The sequence below is a fragment of the Bacillus cereus group sp. Sample62 genome (assembly GCF_036851315.1).
Classification (GTDB): Bacteria; Bacillota; Bacilli; order Bacillales; family Bacillaceae_G; genus Bacillus_A; species Bacillus_A wiedmannii.
Genome location: NZ_JAFLPK010000001.1, coordinates 3,064,521 through 3,081,102 on the forward strand (window position 1 = coordinate 3,064,521; position 16,582 = coordinate 3,081,102).

Genomic DNA, 16,582 nt, shown 5'->3' on the forward strand with positions numbered 1-16,582 from the left:
TCCCCATGCCTATTTATAGCTTCAAAAGTTAACTACTGAATATTTTTATTGCGCTCTAATTGGTTTTGAATTCCTGACCTATCAATTTGAATCCAATACTCTGCAATTTTCCCATCTTCTACTCTATATACTGCACTTGCTATTTGAATGATTGGAAGTCCTGTAGGTTCATATCCATCAATTTCTCCTACATGCATACCTACTTGTTTCCAACGTACATATACTTTACTTCCTTGTACTAAAAATTCTTGAATTTCTAAAGAAAAATTACCGTATACTTCAATCATCTCTCTTACATGTTCAGCATAATCTTCAGGTGTTCTGCAAACTGTTTGTTCTTCTTCAGATACAATTTGATGTGCCAATACTTTTTCTGCCATTAATTGATTTGAAAAGTCAGGATTATTCCCCGAACGTACTTCATCAAAAAATTTTCTAACAATTTGTTCTGGCGTCATTTAAAAACCCCCTTATTAAGAAATCCAATGCTAATCATATCATAGTTTATTTTAATCTACCTATTAAAGTAAACTGATTCATGTGTACAATAACAAGACAAAATCTCTTCTTTCTTAAGATATCCCGATTAATTCCCCTGAAAATTCACAATACTAATTATCTACTTCTTCACCGCATGCACATAATGCACCGTCTCAAAAGCTTCTAAATAATCGTTTCGTCCTTCAAAATATAATGTATGAATATCCTCTGGTGATAAGTGCTCATAAATGAGTAAGCCTGCCTTCTCTAACAGTGCTTCCATTTCGATATAAGAAAAACACGATTTCATCGGTTCCCCGCCTACTGCAGCCATTTTCACCATATTTTCAACTCGATTGGACAGTCCTTTTTCTGTAAATAAGTTTTCATCGGGATAATCGAAAACGATAGAACTCCCTGCTGGAACCAATTCGAATAATCGTACTATTAAACTAGAAAGCTCCTCTTTCGTTAAATAGTACGTAACACCTAATAGGCTAAAGAAAGTCTTTTTATTTTCAAATCCTTCATTCCGTAACTGTTCATAGGAAAATCCTTTCGTGAAATCCATCGAAACAAAATGAAGATTGTTTGGAATTTCATACTCTGCTTCTTTCACTCTTTGTATTTTAAATACTTGCGTAGAAGGATGATCCACTTCAAATATTTCTATTTCATTCTCTAATTCTCGATGTCTGAAACTAAACGTGTCTAAGCCTGCACCGAGTATGGCGTATTGTTTTGCTCCCAGTGTAATTTCATGTAGTAATACTCTTTCACAATATGCCGCACGTGCTAAAGGTGTTGGTGATAATTGAACTTGTGTAATCCACTTTAATATTTCTTTCGGATTGTCTTGAAACTGCTGTGCAATGTCTGTATTGAAAAACTGTATTCCTTGAACCATATTCGTTTCAATATCATTACGTTCTTTTTGTGGAATAAAATCTTTAGCTACATAATCATCAAAGATTTTAGGACGATCAAATTCACTATGATACGCTCTTCCGAAAGCTGATACTAGCGACGTTACACTTGCTTCACCTTTTTTCATGCACATACACTCCTTCATTTTCACAACAAAAATAGGGCTCCCCTGGCCAGGAGAACCCTATTATACACTTTATTTTTATTTTGGTAAATTATAGCATAAATAAGTTTTTTTGTCAAGTTTTCAGCCTACTATCACTCCAATCCTTTGTATATTCTCTAACAGGAAAATTGTCGATTCACACCGAATACCCCAAATGATAACAATACATATGGAGGCCAATATGAAAAGATTAGTGATTATTACCGTAGGAAAAACACACAGCGGAAAAACTACATTCGCAAGAGCATTAGAAAAAGAGTTACCCCATTCTTTCGTTATGGATCAAGATAACCAAGCAGAATTTATTAACACGCATTATGAAAAATTACAGCCGGCTGAAGGCGCTAATACATTTAAAAAACGGTCTTTCGAAATTCATTGTTGATTACGCAAAAGAACATACAAATTTACATCTTATTATTTGCAACTCCAATCGCAGTAAAAACGGAAGGTTATATTTACTAAACGAATTATTTACGCAAAATGAATATGTACGCATACTCGTTCACTTTGATATTCCATATGATGTACTTTACGAAAGAGTGACTCGAAGCACGCGAAGTACCAATATTTTTAGAGGTGGTTATTCAAATTTCAAAGAAGTACTCGATCGACAACAGGCCGAATCACTTCACGAAGATGTCGTAGATCCTATAGAAAACGAGGCTGATTATTTGTTTGTTATTCGTAATAGTAAGGATGTAAACTCTACTATAGAAGGAATTGTTCATCTAGCTAAAGATTTGTCCCCTACTCCAAAATAAGAGAATTTCATAATTATATAATCATAGATTATTATGCAAATACTTCCTCTAGACATCGTACATGGTATATAATGATAAGATAATCTACTTCTATATGCTCAATTTTACACAAAACAGCTCATGCATATGAAAGAAAAGAGGTACAAAAATATGAAAACAAAACAAACAATTGCTGCGTCTACACTAGCTTTAGCAATGATTGCTGGCGCAAACTCTGCTCATGCGGAAGTAACTGATGCTACTCCTCAGCAAAGTACGGGAGATCGATTAGCTGAAATTAAGCAACATAGACAAGAGTTAGATGCGAAATTGCAGCAACACAAACAAAACGTGGATCAAACATTGAATGAACTTAACCAAGTTAAGGAAAATGTTGATACGAAGGTTAATGAACTACATGAGCGTAAACAAGTTGCTGATGAAAAAATTAACGAAATGAAACAACGTAAACAAGAGTTAGATGCAAAACTTCAGCAAGACAAACAAATTGCCGAAGATAAAATCGCTGAAATTAAAGAGCATAAAAAACAAGTAGAAGACAAAGTTGCTGAAGTGAAAGAACATAAGCAAAATATCGATAATAAGGTTAATGAGATTAAAGAACATAAACAAACTGTCGATGAAAAAGTGAATGAAATCAAGCAACATAAAGAGAACATCGATCAAAAGGTTAATGAACTTAAGGAAGTTAAAAAACAGGTAGATGAAAAATTAGCTGAGTTAAAGAAAGCGAAACAAACTGCTGAGGACAAACTTGCTGAGCTAAAAGAAAACAAACCGAATACTGGTAACACGTTAGAGGAACTTAAGAAAATTAAAGGCAATTTAGATAGTCTTTCCGCTAACTTAGAACTAGCTAAACAAGATGTGAAAAACAAACTTGCTGAATTACAAAAAGCTAGACAAGATTTACTAAATAAAATAAACGAAATAAAACAATCGAAACAAACAGTTTCAGATGATTTAACAAAGAAAAAACAAGACTTAGATATTAAAATTAACGACTTTAAACATACTGAGAAAAAAATTGATGACAAATTAGCTGAGATACATACAACGAAGCAAAATGTAGACAACAAAATTAATGAAGTATCTCAATCGAAACAAACAGAGACAAAGACTGGTACTACAAATGCAAACAACAATGCTAGAGAACTTCCTAACGCTGGTAGTGAGCAATCAAATAATATGACTTTAGGTATGTTATCTGTATTAGGCGGGATTTTATTAGTAACACGAAATAAAATTAAAACGTTATTCTCAAAATAAAGCCATTATACTTCTTAAAAACAATTATACAAAGGCCAACCGCATATACGGTTGGCCTTTTTCTTTATATTAACTGTCCATCTCGAAGCGTCAATATACGATCACATACATCAAGCATTCTTTCATCATGTGTAATCATAATTGCTGCTTTTTGGCTTTCTTTTACTTCACGTTTCATCATTTCTACGACTTCACGTGCACGTTTTGAGTCTAAGCTTGCGGTTGGTTCATCTGCTAATATTAAATCTGGATTGTTCATGAACGCACGAGCGATTGCTACCCTTTGTTTTTCCCCACCAGATAGTTGATTTGGATAATGATTTTTTCTTTCTCCTAATCCAAATGCCGCTAATAAATGATCCGCACGCTTTTCTGAGTCTTGTTTGTTTTCTTTTTTAAGCTTTGCAATGTAAAGCAATTGTTCCTTCACATTTAAATATGGAACGAGATTTGCGAACTGGAAAATGAAGCCGATTTTTTTCAAACGAATATCTGTCATTTCCTTTTCTGATAACTGCGTAATATTTTGCTCACGAATGTAAATATCCCCTTTTGACGGTGATAATAAAGCACCCGCGATTGATAATAACGTACTTTTCCCTGATCCAGAAGGACCGACGATCCCGATAAATTCTCCAGCTTTTACATCAAGCGACATCGGATGAAGGGCTGTTACTTCCGTATTCCCTTCTCCGTACACTTTACTTACTTTGTCTAATTTCAATAATGAAGTCATTACATCCCGCCTCCAATTGCTTCTAATGCATCAACTTTTAATACTTGGTATAACGAAATAAGTGTTCCTAAAATACTAATGACGATAAAGATTGCTGCATATTGTGCAATCATCGGTGTTGTTAATAAGAACGGCATACCTGCTGGTAAAATTTGTTCTAATCCTTGTACAAGGACAATACTAATTACCATCGCAACGACTGATAAGAATAACGCCTGCACGACTAAGCTATTTGCTAAATAAGAATTCTTTGTACCGATTGCTTTTAATACACCTAATTGCTGTGTTTTTTGCAGTGTAATGACGTAGAAGAATACACCGATTAGTAACGCAGCGATAACAAGTAAGAACGCAATGATCATCGTTAATGTTCCTTGCTCTTCTTTAAATCCTGGAATACTTTGCAGTACTTCTTTTTTGTCGATAACGTGAGCATTTTTAATTTCTTTATCTGTATTCAGTGCAATTGCACTATAATCTTTTTGGTTTGGTTGTGAAATAGAGCCCCATACGTCTTCATTTACATACACGACTGGTGTATGGCTAAACATTTGGTCTTTCGTAAATCCAACAATTGTAAATTCTTTCTTTGAAACAGGATCAATAATTGTATCGCCAATATCGATTCCTTTTTCTTTAATTGATTCATCAGCAACCATTTCGTTATTTGCTGTACCTAATTTCTCACCTTTTACAATGTTCGGTTCTAAAAATGAATCACGTTCACTTGCGAAAATGGCAACATCCACTTTTTTCGAACTATCTTTCTTTTCATACGTTGAAACTTTCACACGAAACGGAACGGCCTCTTTCTCGCCTACTTGATTTACTACGTTATCTACATCGTCTTTCTTAATTTGTGAACGAAGTAATTTATTTTCCGCATCATCTGCTAAAACGAACTTATTTGCCTCCATATTTTGAATCGATGAAGCATTATCATATGATAGTCCATTTGCTAATCCTGAAATAACAAGGACTAAAAATGATAATAACACCATAATAAGTCCGATTAATCCGTATCTTAATTTTGATTGTTTCAATTCACGCAGAGCTAAAAACATTATGCCCGCCCCTTCCTCTTTCTTTCTATGCACTTATCATAAAAAAGAAATATGAACGGAATATGAACAGAAGATTACAGAAAGTAAAACTTAATTTTCAGAAATTATTGAAAATAATTGAAATCCTTGATACAATTCAGTCAAATAATATTGACCGAGTAATTTTATTTGAGGAGTTGATTATGTTGAAGCCCGTGTTAACACTAACTACTTATAGCCAACTAAAAGCATTAAGCGATCCACTACGTGCCGAAATGATGATACGTCTATGCGAACGTCCTTATACAGGACAACTGCTATCTGAGAAATTCGGCATTTCAAGGGCGAAAATTCATTATCATTTAAAAGAATTAGAAAAGAATGGGCTTATAGAGATCGTTTACACCGAAGAAAAAAATGGCATCATTCAAAAGTTTTATCAATCTGTCGCTAAGGGCTTCACCCCTGCCGCAGATCTATTACCTCATTTAGAAATATTAAGCGAATCAGGTCGCCAAATCTTTTTACAAATGATAGAAAGAACAAAAAGCCAAATTCTCGCTGCACCAGAAGAAGCTTTTACATTACGAAATGCAAGTGAAGACCCAGCTGAGTGGAATTACGTTTCATCCTGCTGGGAGTTTGATGCCACACCAGAACAATTTCAAGTGTGGGTGAAAAAGTTTTATGAATTGATGGCTGAATTAAACGAAATCACAAAAGGTGCAGATAAAGATCTGAATAGTAAACCTTACTATATTTCTACTACTGCACTTCAAATCGCTGAGAGAACAATGCAGCAATTTGTTAAAGAAGAAGAAAAATCGTAATACGATTTTTTTTACACTAACGGTCAAAATTATTTTACCGAATAATTTTTTTATAAAGGAGTGGATTAAATGGACATATTAAAAAACCGGAATTTCCTCTTACTGTTTTTAGGAAGAATTTTTACGAACATAGGAGATAGCTTGTATTATGTAGCTGCGATGTGGCTCGTATATGAACTTAGTGGTAATCCTTTTTATTCTGGATTGGCTGGTTTCCTTACATTATTACCTTCTGCACTTCAATTTCTTACTGGGCCATTCGTTGATAGATGGTCAATCAAAAACACCCTCGTCATTACACAAGTTTTGCAATGCATTCTTATATTAATCATTCCTATTACACACTACTTCGATTTATTAACAGTTCAACTACTACTCATCATTATGCCCATCGTAGCCTTTATCGAACAATTCGCCTATCCCGCACAATCAAAAGCTTTACCACTTCTACTGCATAAAACACAATTATTAAAAGGAAATTCACTCTTTTCATTTGCGTATCAAGGCATTGACTTAATTTGCACGACTCTTTCTGGCATATTAGTAGCACTACTTGGTGCCATTACTTTATATGTGGTCGATTCCTTAACATTCGCGATTACTGCCCTTTTGTTCTTTTCATTGAAAATGCCACAGCAAACCGAAACGGGCACATCACTTTCAACTAAACAATATTTCTCTGATTTAAAAGAAGGTTTTTCGATCGTCTTCCGTTCCTTAATGGGCGTATTCTTAATCGGTTCAGTAGTCGCTAATTTTTCAATTGGAATGACGATGGCGATACTCCCTTCTTTCGCTGATTCTTTAGGAGGCGTGAAATCATATGGCTTCTTCTTAGCTGCTATATCAGCAGGTAGTCTCATCGGTGCATTATTCAGTTCATGGGTTGGCAAACGTCATGTTGGCCGTGTCTCCATTATTAGCTTTGCGACTGGCGCTATCTTTTGGTTTCTCTCTACGATTGTACCGTTTCAATGGCTGTCTATTTTTTTATTCGGCCTAGCTTGGATCCCAATTGGTGCGACCAACATATTATTTGCGACAATTAGCCAAATTGTAATCCCAAATCAATTTATTGGACGCATCAATTCAGTCATGCGAAGTATGGGCACAATTGCTATGCCGTTTGGTTCTTTAATTGGCGGATACACCGCAAATGTATTTAGTAGCCAACTCATTTTCGCGCTCGCTAGCATCGGGATTTTATTCATTTCTCTCGTATGGCTGCTTCATCCAAAATTACGAGCATTGCCGAAAGCTGATGAAATTACAGCGGATACTTTTGGGGTTCGGTTTAAAGTAGAGCGCGGGAAAGGTACGGCTTTATAGCAGGAACAAATTTAACCCCGTTCTAAATTTGGGACGGGGTTATAATTATAGTTATTTAATTTTGAATGAAAAATCCTTCACTAAAAATATTACAATAGCACCAATTAAAACGTTCAGTTAACGATTTGATGGCCAAGACCCCTGCATTTTCCTTAATTGAATAATTTGGCCTGTATGATAAGCATCATGAAGCATAATGTCTAGTAATTTCCCCTCTAATGAATTTTGTTCCAGCTCTCTTTCGGAAATTGCACTTAATACCTGTCTTAAATTACGCTGAGCATTTTCAGAACGGTCAACGACTTCCTTCCATTCCGTATCATCATTAGATTGCTTAGTAAGATAAAAGGTGTCATTACCGTCAAGATTATGTTTCCATTCATGGCCTTCCAATTTTGCAGCAAGCCTCTCTTTGTAATAAATGAGATGATTAACGTTCTCCCAAATAGTATTCGTTGCCTCACCAGATGGTTTCCACATAGCCTGTTCGGCTGTAAGTCCTTCTATAGCATGTTTAAACGGTGCATACCAACTCTCTTTATCAAATGTTGAATCTAGTACGTTTAATAACAAGTCAATTCGTTTCAAAGTAATTTCCTCCCTACACAGTTCAAGTTTTAATACAATCCTTATAACTCTGTAGAAATTCTACATTTTCAAATAAACTTCCTGCTGAGCTCACTCCACAAACTCGTCCGATTATGTAATGAAAATGACTTACATTGTGTCACTTTACACGTATACTAGAGACCAAAAAAGAAGAGGCCGTTCCGAAGCAGCCTCTTCCATCTATTTCGGAAGCTCCACCTGAACAGTAGTCCCTTCCCCTTTCGTACTATACACTGAAACGTTTCCGTTATGCAGCTCAACAATTTTCTGCACAATCGATAATCCTAAACCACTACCTTCTACGTTTCTTGCCCTTGCCGTATCTACTTTGTAAAAACGATCAAATATACGATCCATCTCTTCTTTTTCCATACCAATTCCATTGTCTGATATAGAGATCATAATGCTCGACTCTAATTCTTCTACAACAAATTCAATTGTTCCAGCATCGTTTGAAAACTTAATGCTATTCGTAAAGATGTTACTCCATACTTGATGAAGTAAGTTTTCATCACCTTTTATAGCGATATTTGGTACATCAAATTCAACGGCGATATCTTTTTCACGCCATTTCCATTCGAGCATAAAAATGACGTCTTTAATTTGCTTCTGTAAATTGAATTCTTTTATTTGCAACACTTTCTCTTCTTTATCTAAAGAAGCGAGCGTAAGTAACTGTTTACATAAACTAGACATTCGCTTACTTTCGCCCTCAATAATTTGTAAGTAATGGTTTCTTTCTTCTGCACTCATCTCTTCTGACTGTAACGTTTTGGAGAACCCTTGTATGGAAGAAAGCGGCGATTGAAATTCATGAGAAACATTTGAAACAAATTCTTGTCTCATCTCATCTAATTCTTTAATACTCTTCGTCATCTTTTGAAAATTAGTTGCTAATGTACCAATTTCATCTTTTCGATTTTCATCTAATTCGATATCATATTCACCATTTGCAATCTTTTGAGTCGCTTTCGTAAATGTTCGAATGGGACGAACGATATAACCTGCTGCAATCGCTATAAAGATAATACTTAATAGTACGATAAACCCAAGTAATACCGCTAAGAAAATTCGCATCTCGCCAAATTGGTTCTGAATGTCAGGACGTATAAATAAAGCGTACTGTTTATCACTGTGTTGCACTGGTACACCAACACTATTTATTAATTCATTATCGAAAAAACCTGTAATAAAGAGACGTGTTGGATACGTGGAAACGCCATTAAACGTTTCTCCTTGCAATACTTTATGAACGGTATCATCACTAATAGACGTCTTACGAAACGCATTACCGATACGTTTTCCATTCTTTTGATCATCGACAATATAAATTTCATACCCTAGCTTCGCAATAGAATGTAAATATGCCTCTTTGTTTTCTTCACTTTGCTTTTCATATAACGATTTTACTTCTTCCGCATACATTAAAATCTTTTCACTGTTATACGGTTTTAACTTCACTTGATAGTACACATTTGTTAATAAAAAACCGATAATACTGCTAAGTAGCATGATCCCAACCGTCATAAAAACAAATCTAGAGTATAATGATTTCATTTTATTTCAACTCCAACTTATAACCGAGTCCGCGTACTGTCGTAATTTGAAAATCATCCGTTCGTTTTGAGAAGCGATCTCGTAGCCTCTTCACATGAACGTCAACTGTTCGTTCATCTCCTTCAAAATCCATTCCCCATACTAATTCAATCAGTTCTTCTCTTGAAAATGTTCTTCCAGGATAACTAGCCAGTTGCGATAATAATTCAAATTCTTTTAATGGAAGCAGAATCGTTTGACCGTTACACTTCACTTCAAACCCCTTTCGGTCAATTGTCGTACCGTGCAGCGTAATAATATCAGCACTCAGCATTTGATAACGACGCAGCAATGCTTTCATACGGAAAATGACTTCAGCTGGCTCAAATGGTTTTACAATATAATCGTCCGTACCAGAAATGAATCCTTTTTCTTTATCAACTAACTGATCTTTCGCAGTTAATAAAATAACCGGTATATCATGATACTTCCGGATTTCTTCACATAACGTATAACCATCAACAAACGGCATCATAATGTCTACTATCGCAAGATGAATATTTTCTTTCTCTAATACGCCTTGCGCTACCTTTCCATCTTCCGCTTCAAACACTTTAAACCCCTCTTTTTGTAAATGATAATGTAACAATTCTCTAATATGCTTATCATCATCAGCTAATAAAATATGTATCATCTTCATTAAACCCTCTCTTGTTCATCCTTCTACATCCTTACCTTAAGAAACAATTGGATTTTTTGCAAGAAAAAGAAAAAGAATCTATTTTGAAAAAAGATTATTCAAAATAGATTCTTACGTTTTAGTATTAAGATTATTTTAATGAAAAGTAATTTCTATGCTTTAGAAATATCAACGAATCCTTCTCCAAATACGTCACGAACATCGTGTATAGCGATGAACGCAGCCGGATCTGTAGTTTGAACAATCCTTTTCAGCTTTACTACTTCTTGCTTATTAATAACAACATAAAGAATTTCCTTCGGAGTTTTCGTGTAATAGCCATGACCTGAGTACACCGTAACCCCTCTGCCCATTAAGGTAGTTACCTTCCCGGCAATTTCATTCGGGTTATCAGAAATAATCGTAATGGCTTTCTTCGGATTTAAACCTTCAATTACAAACTCCATCACTTTCGTTGCTACATATAGCATAATAATTGTTATCATTAGTTTTTCTGCACCAATGATGAAATAAGATGAAAACGCAACAATTAAATCGAAGAACAGTAGACCGTAGCTAATGCTCCATCCTAAATATTTATGTGTCATCCTTGCTAAGATGGTAGTACCTGCAGTTGTTCCGCCAACGCGAATAATAAGACCAATCCCGCATCCAATAAATATACCTCCGAAAATGGCATTTACGAGCATTTCATCCGAAGCGATCGTCCAACCTTCTGTTAAATGAAGAAATAGTGAGTTCGTAACTACAGCGATAATCGTATAAATTGTTGTGATCTTATTTAAAAATTTATAACCGGCTATTAACAAAATCGCATTTAAAATTAAGTTAACTAAACCCGGTGACCATTCAAATAAATAGTACGTAATAATCGTGATACCTGTTACCCCGCCCTCACCAAACTCATTCGGGATAACAAACAAATTGACACCTAATGCAAAAAGAAATGCACCGATAATAATAAAAATAATGTCTGTCGTTCTTTTTTTCATACAGTACCTCACTTCTTATGTAAATATTTATTCTGTCATAAACTCTCACCATTATATCGTGGAATATTCAAATCGAACAGTGGTTTATTTTTATTTTAATATAGGATGATAAATCAACTTTATCCTATATCCACTTGTAATTAAGAAAGTAAAATAACTGTATTTATTATGTACTACAACTAAAGTTTTGATTTCACATGCAATTCAGCCTAAAAAATGAATATAAACACTCTCACTCGCACAAACTTCAAATACAAAGCAAATAAGCGAAGCTATAGAATAGACTTCGCATCAAGCGTGTGATCATAGAAATTCATATGGGATTTTATATTCATACGTTTCAGAAATAAATTCACTTATCTTTCTCCATATATTCTTTAATCTTTCGTTCTTCCCACTCTTTCCCGAATATCCCAACTGGAAAAGTTGTCAAACCGTGTATAATGATACCTATCCCCCAGCCTGCAAGTGGATATAAAAACCATAATTTACTTGAATCAGAACTTATATTTATAATAAAAAGCATTAAGTTCACTAGTATATAAACCGTTAAATGAATGTAAAAAGCTTTTAAATTCTCTACCCTTTTTTTAGCTCGTAAATAAACCTCATCTTGTTCCATCCTTAAACACCTCTTTCAATATTGTATTTTTTCACCTTCGCTCTAGTGTTAACATCATATTCTTATTGGAAATCCGTTATTCTCAAAAAAACACAAAACAAAAAGTACCCATCAAATTGTTATACACATAATAATTTGATGGGTACTACATGATACATTTAGTTTTTACATGTATTGTTTGGAGAAAATTGCAAATAACGACTTATACTCGCCTTATTAAGACCAAATCCATACATCATCATTATTTTCAACGTTCGTCTTTGCTTCATGAACTTTTTCAATATGGTCAACTGTGTTCCAGTTAATAGAACTTCCGCCCCACCCTACATACTTCATATCAATTTTCACTTTCTCACCCACATTAAATACTTGCCCCTTTGTTAAGAAAACATCAATAATATCTTTCTTCCCATTTAGCGATGGATACTCAACTACAACATATTTAGTAGCACCGTCTCCGTCTCCCTCATCTTCCATCGTTCCTACTTTTGATACTTCTCCAATTACATAATTAGGTGAGCCATCTTCTTTCATGTGCATACCTAACTTGTTTGTTGTATTTTCAACTGCAGTTGCAACCATATATTCTGTAAAATTACGCATCATAGATCCAGTAGCTTTTACTTCATCTCCTACTTTCACGTTTGAAAGTGAATCAATATACACACTAACAGGTTCCTCATATTGCTTAGATTTTACAACAATCACACCGTTATCTACTTCTACTACTCGTCCTTCTAACGTCGAGAAATTCGATTCAATAGAAGCTGCACTCGCTTTTGTTAGTTCTAATCCTGGTACATTTGTTCCTGATAATACTGCGATCCCTAAAGCACCTGCTAAAATTATTTTTTTCATACCCATATGTAACATCTCCATTCATGATGATTTTATTTTTTTGATTGGATACGACCAACCTGTAATCATTATAGTTACAGGTTGTAAAAATAACAACCGTTTTCCTCATGCAATGTTGCATACTGTAATTTTTAAATATATAACAATGAGTCTAGATTCTCGATTTACAGCAGGTGAAATTGTTGATGATGAAGAAGCTAATGTTATGCATCATATTTTTCAACTCTACGGTTTGTATAGCCGTAGTTCATTAAATTATGTAGGAGCGGGATTCATATGTTAATAAAGCCAAAGAGATTACAGCCAGGTGATATCGTGGCAACAGTAAGTCCTTCATGGGGCGGTGCAGGTGATTCTGAAATAAGATGGCGATATGAGCAAGGAGTAAAAAGATTAGAGGAAGTTTTTTGTCTTACGGTTGTTCCAATGCCCAATAGTTTAAAAGGTAGCGAATACCTTTATAACAACCCACAGGCTCGCGCGGAAGATTTAATGACTGCATTTAAAGATACGCGCGTGAAAGCAATTATTGCGAATATTGGTGGTGAAGATAGCATTCGCTTACTTCCCTATATAGATTTTAATGTAATACGTGAAAACCCGAAAATTTTTATGGGATACTCTGACGTTACCGTTTCACATTTGTTTTGTCATAAAGCAGGAATTTCCTCTTTTTACGGTCCAGCAATTTTAACTGATTTTGCCGAAAATGTAGAGATGAATCCTTATACAATTGAAATGGTAAATCGGACTCTCTTTTCAAATGAGACAATTGGCGAGATTCAACCAGCTCCTGAATGGACGAGTGAGCGTTTAGAATGGATAGAGGTAAATAAAGATACAAAGCGTACGATGAAACAAAACAATGGCTATGAGGTACTTCAAGGCTCTACTACCGTGCAAGGACGCTTAATTGGTGGATGTATAGAAGTACTGGAATTTGCAAAAGGAACGGAACTTTGGCCTGAGAAAAAACATTGGGAGGATAGCATTCTCTTCTTTGAAACTTCTGAAGATCATCCAGAACCAAGTTATATAAAGTATTGGTTACGAAATTATGCAGCGCAAGGCATTCTGCAAAAAGCACAAGGTATCATCTTCGGTAAACCGAAAGACGAAACATATTATGAAGAATATAAACATGAAATACTTACAGTTATGAAGGAACATCATTTAGAAGATTTACCGATTCTTTATAATTTTAATTTTGGACATACCGAGCCGAAGTTTATTTTACCTTACGGTGCAATGGCAGAAATTGATTGTGAAAATGAGTCTTTCTCTATTTTAGAGAGTGGCGTGGAGTAAAAGAAAACTTTAAATAAGTATAGCCATAAGTTTTATAATTATGTTTTCCTGATCCTAGAGGAAGAATAGCGTATTTTTTCATTTTAGGGATATTACTTATCTAATGATAAAGGGGGATTTACGTGTATGGAAGTAACATTTACAGTAAGTAAATGGGATGAAAAACTAATCGATGATACTAGAAAAGATTTCCCTATTAATATTGCCCATGTTGAATATGATATTGATGGGGAATTAAAAGGAAAAGCTTTTGTTGAATACTTATTATATTATTTAGACTCAAATATAAATGATGGTCACTTGGCTACTGCTAAAATTTCTGGATTTTTACACTTTGAAGGAATTTATAAGGGGCAACAAGGGACATTTACAGCTATAGAGCAAGGAATATTTGATAAAGGAAATTTAGATTCCCCAGGAACAATTATTAATGCTACCGGTAACTTAGAAAGTCTGAGAGGGGCCTATAACTATCAGTTTACAGGTCAAACCAGTAAACTAATTTTAGAATTTGAAATTTAGCAAAATACCTTATAATTTAGTGAAAAGGACATTTCTTGTAATACTAGGAATGTCCTTTTTGTTGACGAGCTTATTCAACGATGCATAAAATTTTCGTTATGGGGGGAATTAAAAATCTAAACCTGAGAGGCATGGGGCCCTCACTTATTCATTACTTTTCCTATCAATTAAAGAATAATCCCCGAGAAACTCCCCTTCATAACTTCTTTTTCAAGTTGATTCCTACATATAAACATTGCAATAATTTTTGTGCGATTTTTTTCATCGGGCTCAAATTGTTCAATGATTACGTCACAACGAATCGTATCACCGCTAAACACAGGACGTAAAAATTCAAAATCCATCTTGCGAGCTAGTACGTTATAGTCACCACCAATTTTTGTAGGCAACGTTGATGTTAACAGCCCTTGTACAACAAATCTCCCCTGCTCATCTGGTGTAACATGATGAACACCTTCATCTTTAGACACTTCCGTAAATAACGCAACATCCTCTTTCGTAAACGTTCGTTCAAAGGTGATTTTTTCGCCTACTTGCAATTTCATCCATACCCCTCCTCAAAAACACTTTTAACATAAGAAAAACCGAAACTATAATCATTTCGGCTTTTCAATCTAAAGAAGTCTATATTTATTTTAACGAATGTACAAACAACCCACTGCGCAGTTTCGGTTCAAACCACGTTGATTTTGGCGGCATGACTTCCCCAGCGTCTGCGATTGCTAATAAAGCTTCCATTGATGTCGGATATAATGAAAACGCTGCTTTATATTCACCGCTATTTACAAGGCGTTCTAGTTCTTCTACTCCGCGGATTCCTCCGACAAAATCGATGCGTGAATCAGATCGCGGATCATGTATTTCAAGTACTTGACTTAATAAATGATCTTGCAGAATAGATACATCTAAACCTTTCACGAGATCATTCGCATCAAACGTTTCCTCTTTCACTGTAAGCTTATACCACTTCTCGTTTACATACATTCCAAATGTTTTCGGCTCATTTGGTTTATACGGAGAAACAGCTGCTTCTTCTACATAAAAATATTGTGCAATTTGCTTTAAAAATTGTTCTTCTGATAAGCCATTTAAGTCTTTTACAACTCGGTTATAGTCCCAAATGGATAACTCATCGTGTGGGAATAAAACAGATAAGAAGAAATTAAATTCCTCTTCTCCTGTGTAATTCGGGTATTGTTCTCTTCGCATGAGCCCTACTTTTGCCGCTGATGCGGAGCGGTGATGTCCATCTGCAATGTACAAGTTAGGAATATCTTCAAATGCGTTTACTAACGTAGCCATTACTTCTTCATCAACTATTTTCCAAGCAACATGTTCCACGCCGTCTTCTGCTGTAAATGTATAGATTGGTGCATGTTCTTCTTTCCAGCTAGCAATGAAACGCTTTATCTCTTCTTTTGTACGATACGTTAAAAAGATAGGACCTGTATTTGCGTCACACACATCTACGTGACGAATGCGATCTAGTTCTTTTTCATGACGCGTTCTTTCATGTTTTTTAATTGTATCATCTTCATACTCATCAATCGATGTACAAACGACAAGGCCTGACTGCGTTCTTCCTTTCATCGTCAGTTCATAAATGTATAACGCTGGCTCTTCGTCTTGAATGAACACTTCTTCTCGTATAAATCGATTTAAATTTTCACCCGCTTTTTCATATACACGATCATCATACGGTGAAAGTGCCGGGTCTAAATCAATTTCTGCTTTATCAACGTGTAAGAAAGAATACGGATTCCCTTTTACAACCTCTCTTGCTTCTTCACTATTTAATACGTCATACGGTAAAGCTGCAACTTCCGCTGCTTTTTCTTCTACTGGACGAATGGCCCGAAACGGTCGGATTTTTGCCAAGTTTTCCTCACTC

The 16,582-nt window shown here is 35.1% G+C and carries 18 protein-coding genes and 1 pseudogene; 7 read left to right on the top strand and 12 right to left on the bottom strand.

The window, feature by feature from the left end:
- Nucleotides 1-32: 32 nt before the first annotated feature.
- On the bottom strand, nt 33-458 hold the full coding sequence (locus J0835_RS15555) for an ester cyclase (protein WP_087981200.1): 426 nt from the start codon (nt 456-458) through the stop codon (nt 33-35).
- 161 nt (nt 459-619) lie between these two features.
- Nucleotides 620-1,534, bottom strand: a complete 915-nt coding sequence (locus J0835_RS15560; protein WP_140386832.1) for a class I SAM-dependent methyltransferase — start codon at nt 1,532-1,534, stop codon at nt 620-622.
- A 220-nt stretch (nt 1,535-1,754) separates the two neighbouring features.
- On the opposite strand from J0835_RS15560, the pseudogene J0835_RS15565 reads away from it, so the two are divergent.
- Together J0835_RS15565 and J0835_RS15570 are read left to right on the top strand one after the other, a co-directional pair.
- Nucleotides 1,755-2,337 (top strand): annotated as a pseudogene (locus J0835_RS15565) (AAA family ATPase).
- Between the two features lie 150 nt (nt 2,338-2,487).
- The gene (locus J0835_RS15570) at nt 2,488-3,606 is read left to right on the top strand and encodes an LPXTG cell wall anchor domain-containing protein (protein ID WP_087981202.1); all 1,119 of its coding nucleotides are present in this window, start codon (nt 2,488-2,490) and stop codon (nt 3,604-3,606) included.
- A gap of 64 nt (nt 3,607-3,670) precedes the next feature.
- Here the strand turns inward: J0835_RS15570 and J0835_RS15575 are convergent, their stop codons facing one another.
- Together J0835_RS15575 and J0835_RS15580 are read right to left on the bottom strand one after the other, a co-directional pair.
- Entirely contained in the window at nt 3,671-4,342 is a 672-nt protein-coding gene (locus J0835_RS15575) for an ABC transporter ATP-binding protein (RefSeq protein WP_087981203.1), read from the bottom strand.
- Nucleotides 4,342-5,406: an ABC transporter permease gene (locus J0835_RS15580; RefSeq protein WP_087981204.1), complete on the bottom strand. Its 1,065-nt coding sequence runs from the start codon at nt 5,404-5,406 to the stop codon at nt 4,342-4,344. Before J0835_RS15580 ends, J0835_RS15575 begins: the two co-directional genes overlap by 1 nt.
- 185 nt (nt 5,407-5,591) lie before the next feature.
- Here J0835_RS15580 and J0835_RS15585 point away from each other — a divergent pair, with 185 nt between their 5' ends.
- Both J0835_RS15585 and J0835_RS15590 read left to right on the top strand, forming a co-directional pair.
- A complete protein-coding gene (locus J0835_RS15585) occupies nt 5,592-6,215 on the top strand; it encodes an ArsR/SmtB family transcription factor (protein ID WP_087981562.1) in 624 nt (207 codons plus the stop codon).
- Between the two features lie 69 nt (nt 6,216-6,284).
- A complete protein-coding gene (locus J0835_RS15590) occupies nt 6,285-7,544 on the top strand; it encodes an MFS transporter (RefSeq protein ID WP_087981205.1) in 1,260 nt (419 codons plus the stop codon).
- Nucleotides 7,545-7,661: 117 nt separating this feature from the next.
- Here J0835_RS15590 and J0835_RS15595 read toward each other — a convergent pair whose 3' ends face one another.
- From J0835_RS15595 to J0835_RS15620, 6 genes are all read right to left on the bottom strand, one after another.
- Entirely contained in the window at nt 7,662-8,132 is a 471-nt protein-coding gene (locus J0835_RS15595; RefSeq protein ID WP_087981206.1) for a DinB family protein, read from the bottom strand.
- Nucleotides 8,133-8,333: 201 nt separating this feature from the next.
- Nucleotides 8,334-9,710 (bottom strand): sensor histidine kinase, encoded by a 1,377-nt coding sequence (locus J0835_RS15600; protein ID WP_087981207.1) that lies wholly within the window; start codon nt 9,708-9,710, stop codon nt 8,334-8,336.
- Between the two features lies 1 nt (nt 9,711).
- On the bottom strand, nt 9,712-10,389 hold the full coding sequence (locus J0835_RS15605; RefSeq protein ID WP_000781971.1) for a response regulator transcription factor: 678 nt from the start codon (nt 10,387-10,389) through the stop codon (nt 9,712-9,714).
- 152 nt (nt 10,390-10,541) lie between these two features.
- On the bottom strand, nt 10,542-11,381 hold the full coding sequence (locus J0835_RS15610) for a YitT family protein (protein WP_000747488.1): 840 nt from the start codon (nt 11,379-11,381) through the stop codon (nt 10,542-10,544).
- A gap of 352 nt (nt 11,382-11,733) precedes the next feature.
- Nucleotides 11,734-12,003 carry a 2TM domain-containing protein gene (locus J0835_RS15615; RefSeq protein WP_087981208.1) on the bottom strand — a complete coding sequence of 90 codons (270 nt, stop codon included), beginning with the start codon at nt 12,001-12,003 and terminating at the stop codon, nt 11,734-11,736.
- Nucleotides 12,004-12,219: 216 nt separating this feature from the next.
- Nucleotides 12,220-12,867 (bottom strand): ATP F0F1 synthase subunit alpha, encoded by a 648-nt coding sequence (locus J0835_RS15620; protein ID WP_087981209.1) that lies wholly within the window; start codon nt 12,865-12,867, stop codon nt 12,220-12,222.
- 34 nt (nt 12,868-12,901) lie between these two features.
- Between J0835_RS15620 and J0835_RS15625 the strand changes: the two genes are divergently transcribed.
- The 3 genes from J0835_RS15625 to J0835_RS15635 all read left to right on the top strand — a co-directional run bounded on the left by J0835_RS15625 (nt 12,902) and on the right by J0835_RS15635 (nt 14,691).
- Nucleotides 12,902-13,144 carry a hypothetical protein gene (locus J0835_RS15625; protein ID WP_087981210.1) on the top strand — a complete coding sequence of 81 codons (243 nt, stop codon included), beginning with the start codon at nt 12,902-12,904 and terminating at the stop codon, nt 13,142-13,144.
- Entirely contained in the window at nt 13,138-14,169 is a 1,032-nt protein-coding gene (locus tag J0835_RS15630) for a S66 family peptidase (protein ID WP_087981211.1), read from the top strand. Before J0835_RS15625 ends, J0835_RS15630 begins: the two co-directional genes overlap by 7 nt.
- 126 nt (nt 14,170-14,295) lie before the next feature.
- Nucleotides 14,296-14,691, top strand: coding sequence for a DUF3224 domain-containing protein (locus tag J0835_RS15635; protein WP_087981212.1), 396 nt, complete (start codon nt 14,296-14,298; stop codon nt 14,689-14,691).
- 167 nt (nt 14,692-14,858) lie between these two features.
- Here the strand turns inward: J0835_RS15635 and J0835_RS15640 are convergent, their stop codons facing one another.
- Together J0835_RS15640 and J0835_RS15645 are read right to left on the bottom strand one after the other, a co-directional pair.
- Nucleotides 14,859-15,236, bottom strand: a complete 378-nt coding sequence (locus tag J0835_RS15640; protein ID WP_087981213.1) for an enoyl-CoA hydratase — start codon at nt 15,234-15,236, stop codon at nt 14,859-14,861.
- 85 nt (nt 15,237-15,321) lie between these two features.
- A complete protein-coding gene (locus J0835_RS15645; protein WP_087981214.1) occupies nt 15,322-16,569 on the bottom strand; it encodes a DUF1015 domain-containing protein in 1,248 nt (415 codons plus the stop codon).
- Nucleotides 16,570-16,582 lie beyond the last annotated feature (13 nt).

Excerpts from the sequence above, each read along its gene's own strand:
- J0835_RS15555 (WP_087981200.1), bottom strand. The coding sequence starts at position 458 with ATGACGCCAGAACAAATTGTTAGAAAATTTTTTGATGAAGTACGTTCG.
- J0835_RS15630 (WP_087981211.1), top strand. The coding sequence starts at position 13,138 with ATGTTAATAAAGCCAAAGAGATTACAGCCAGGTGATATCGTGGCAACA.
- J0835_RS15580 (WP_087981204.1), bottom strand. The coding sequence starts at position 5,406 with ATGTTTTTAGCTCTGCGTGAATTGAAACAATCAAAATTAAGATACGGA.
- J0835_RS15575 (WP_087981203.1), bottom strand. The coding sequence starts at position 4,342 with ATGACTTCATTATTGAAATTAGACAAAGTAAGTAAAGTGTACGGAGAA.
- J0835_RS15610 (WP_000747488.1), bottom strand. The coding sequence starts at position 11,381 with ATGAAAAAAAGAACGACAGACATTATTTTTATTATTATCGGTGCATTT.
- J0835_RS15605 (WP_000781971.1), bottom strand. The coding sequence starts at position 10,389 with ATGAAGATGATACATATTTTATTAGCTGATGATGATAAGCATATTAGA.
- J0835_RS15600 (WP_087981207.1), bottom strand. The coding sequence starts at position 9,710 with ATGAAATCATTATACTCTAGATTTGTTTTTATGACGGTTGGGATCATG.
- J0835_RS15570 (WP_087981202.1), top strand. The coding sequence starts at position 2,488 with ATGAAAACAAAACAAACAATTGCTGCGTCTACACTAGCTTTAGCAATG.
- J0835_RS15620 (WP_087981209.1), bottom strand. The coding sequence starts at position 12,867 with ATGGGTATGAAAAAAATAATTTTAGCAGGTGCTTTAGGGATCGCAGTA.
- J0835_RS15590 (WP_087981205.1), top strand. The coding sequence starts at position 6,285 with ATGGACATATTAAAAAACCGGAATTTCCTCTTACTGTTTTTAGGAAGA.
- J0835_RS15615 (WP_087981208.1), bottom strand. The coding sequence starts at position 12,003 with ATGGAACAAGATGAGGTTTATTTACGAGCTAAAAAAAGGGTAGAGAAT.
- J0835_RS15560 (WP_140386832.1), bottom strand. The coding sequence starts at position 1,534 with ATGAAAAAAGGTGAAGCAAGTGTAACGTCGCTAGTATCAGCTTTCGGA.
- J0835_RS15640 (WP_087981213.1), bottom strand. The coding sequence starts at position 15,236 with ATGAAATTGCAAGTAGGCGAAAAAATCACCTTTGAACGAACGTTTACG.
- J0835_RS15635 (WP_087981212.1), top strand. The coding sequence starts at position 14,296 with ATGGAAGTAACATTTACAGTAAGTAAATGGGATGAAAAACTAATCGAT.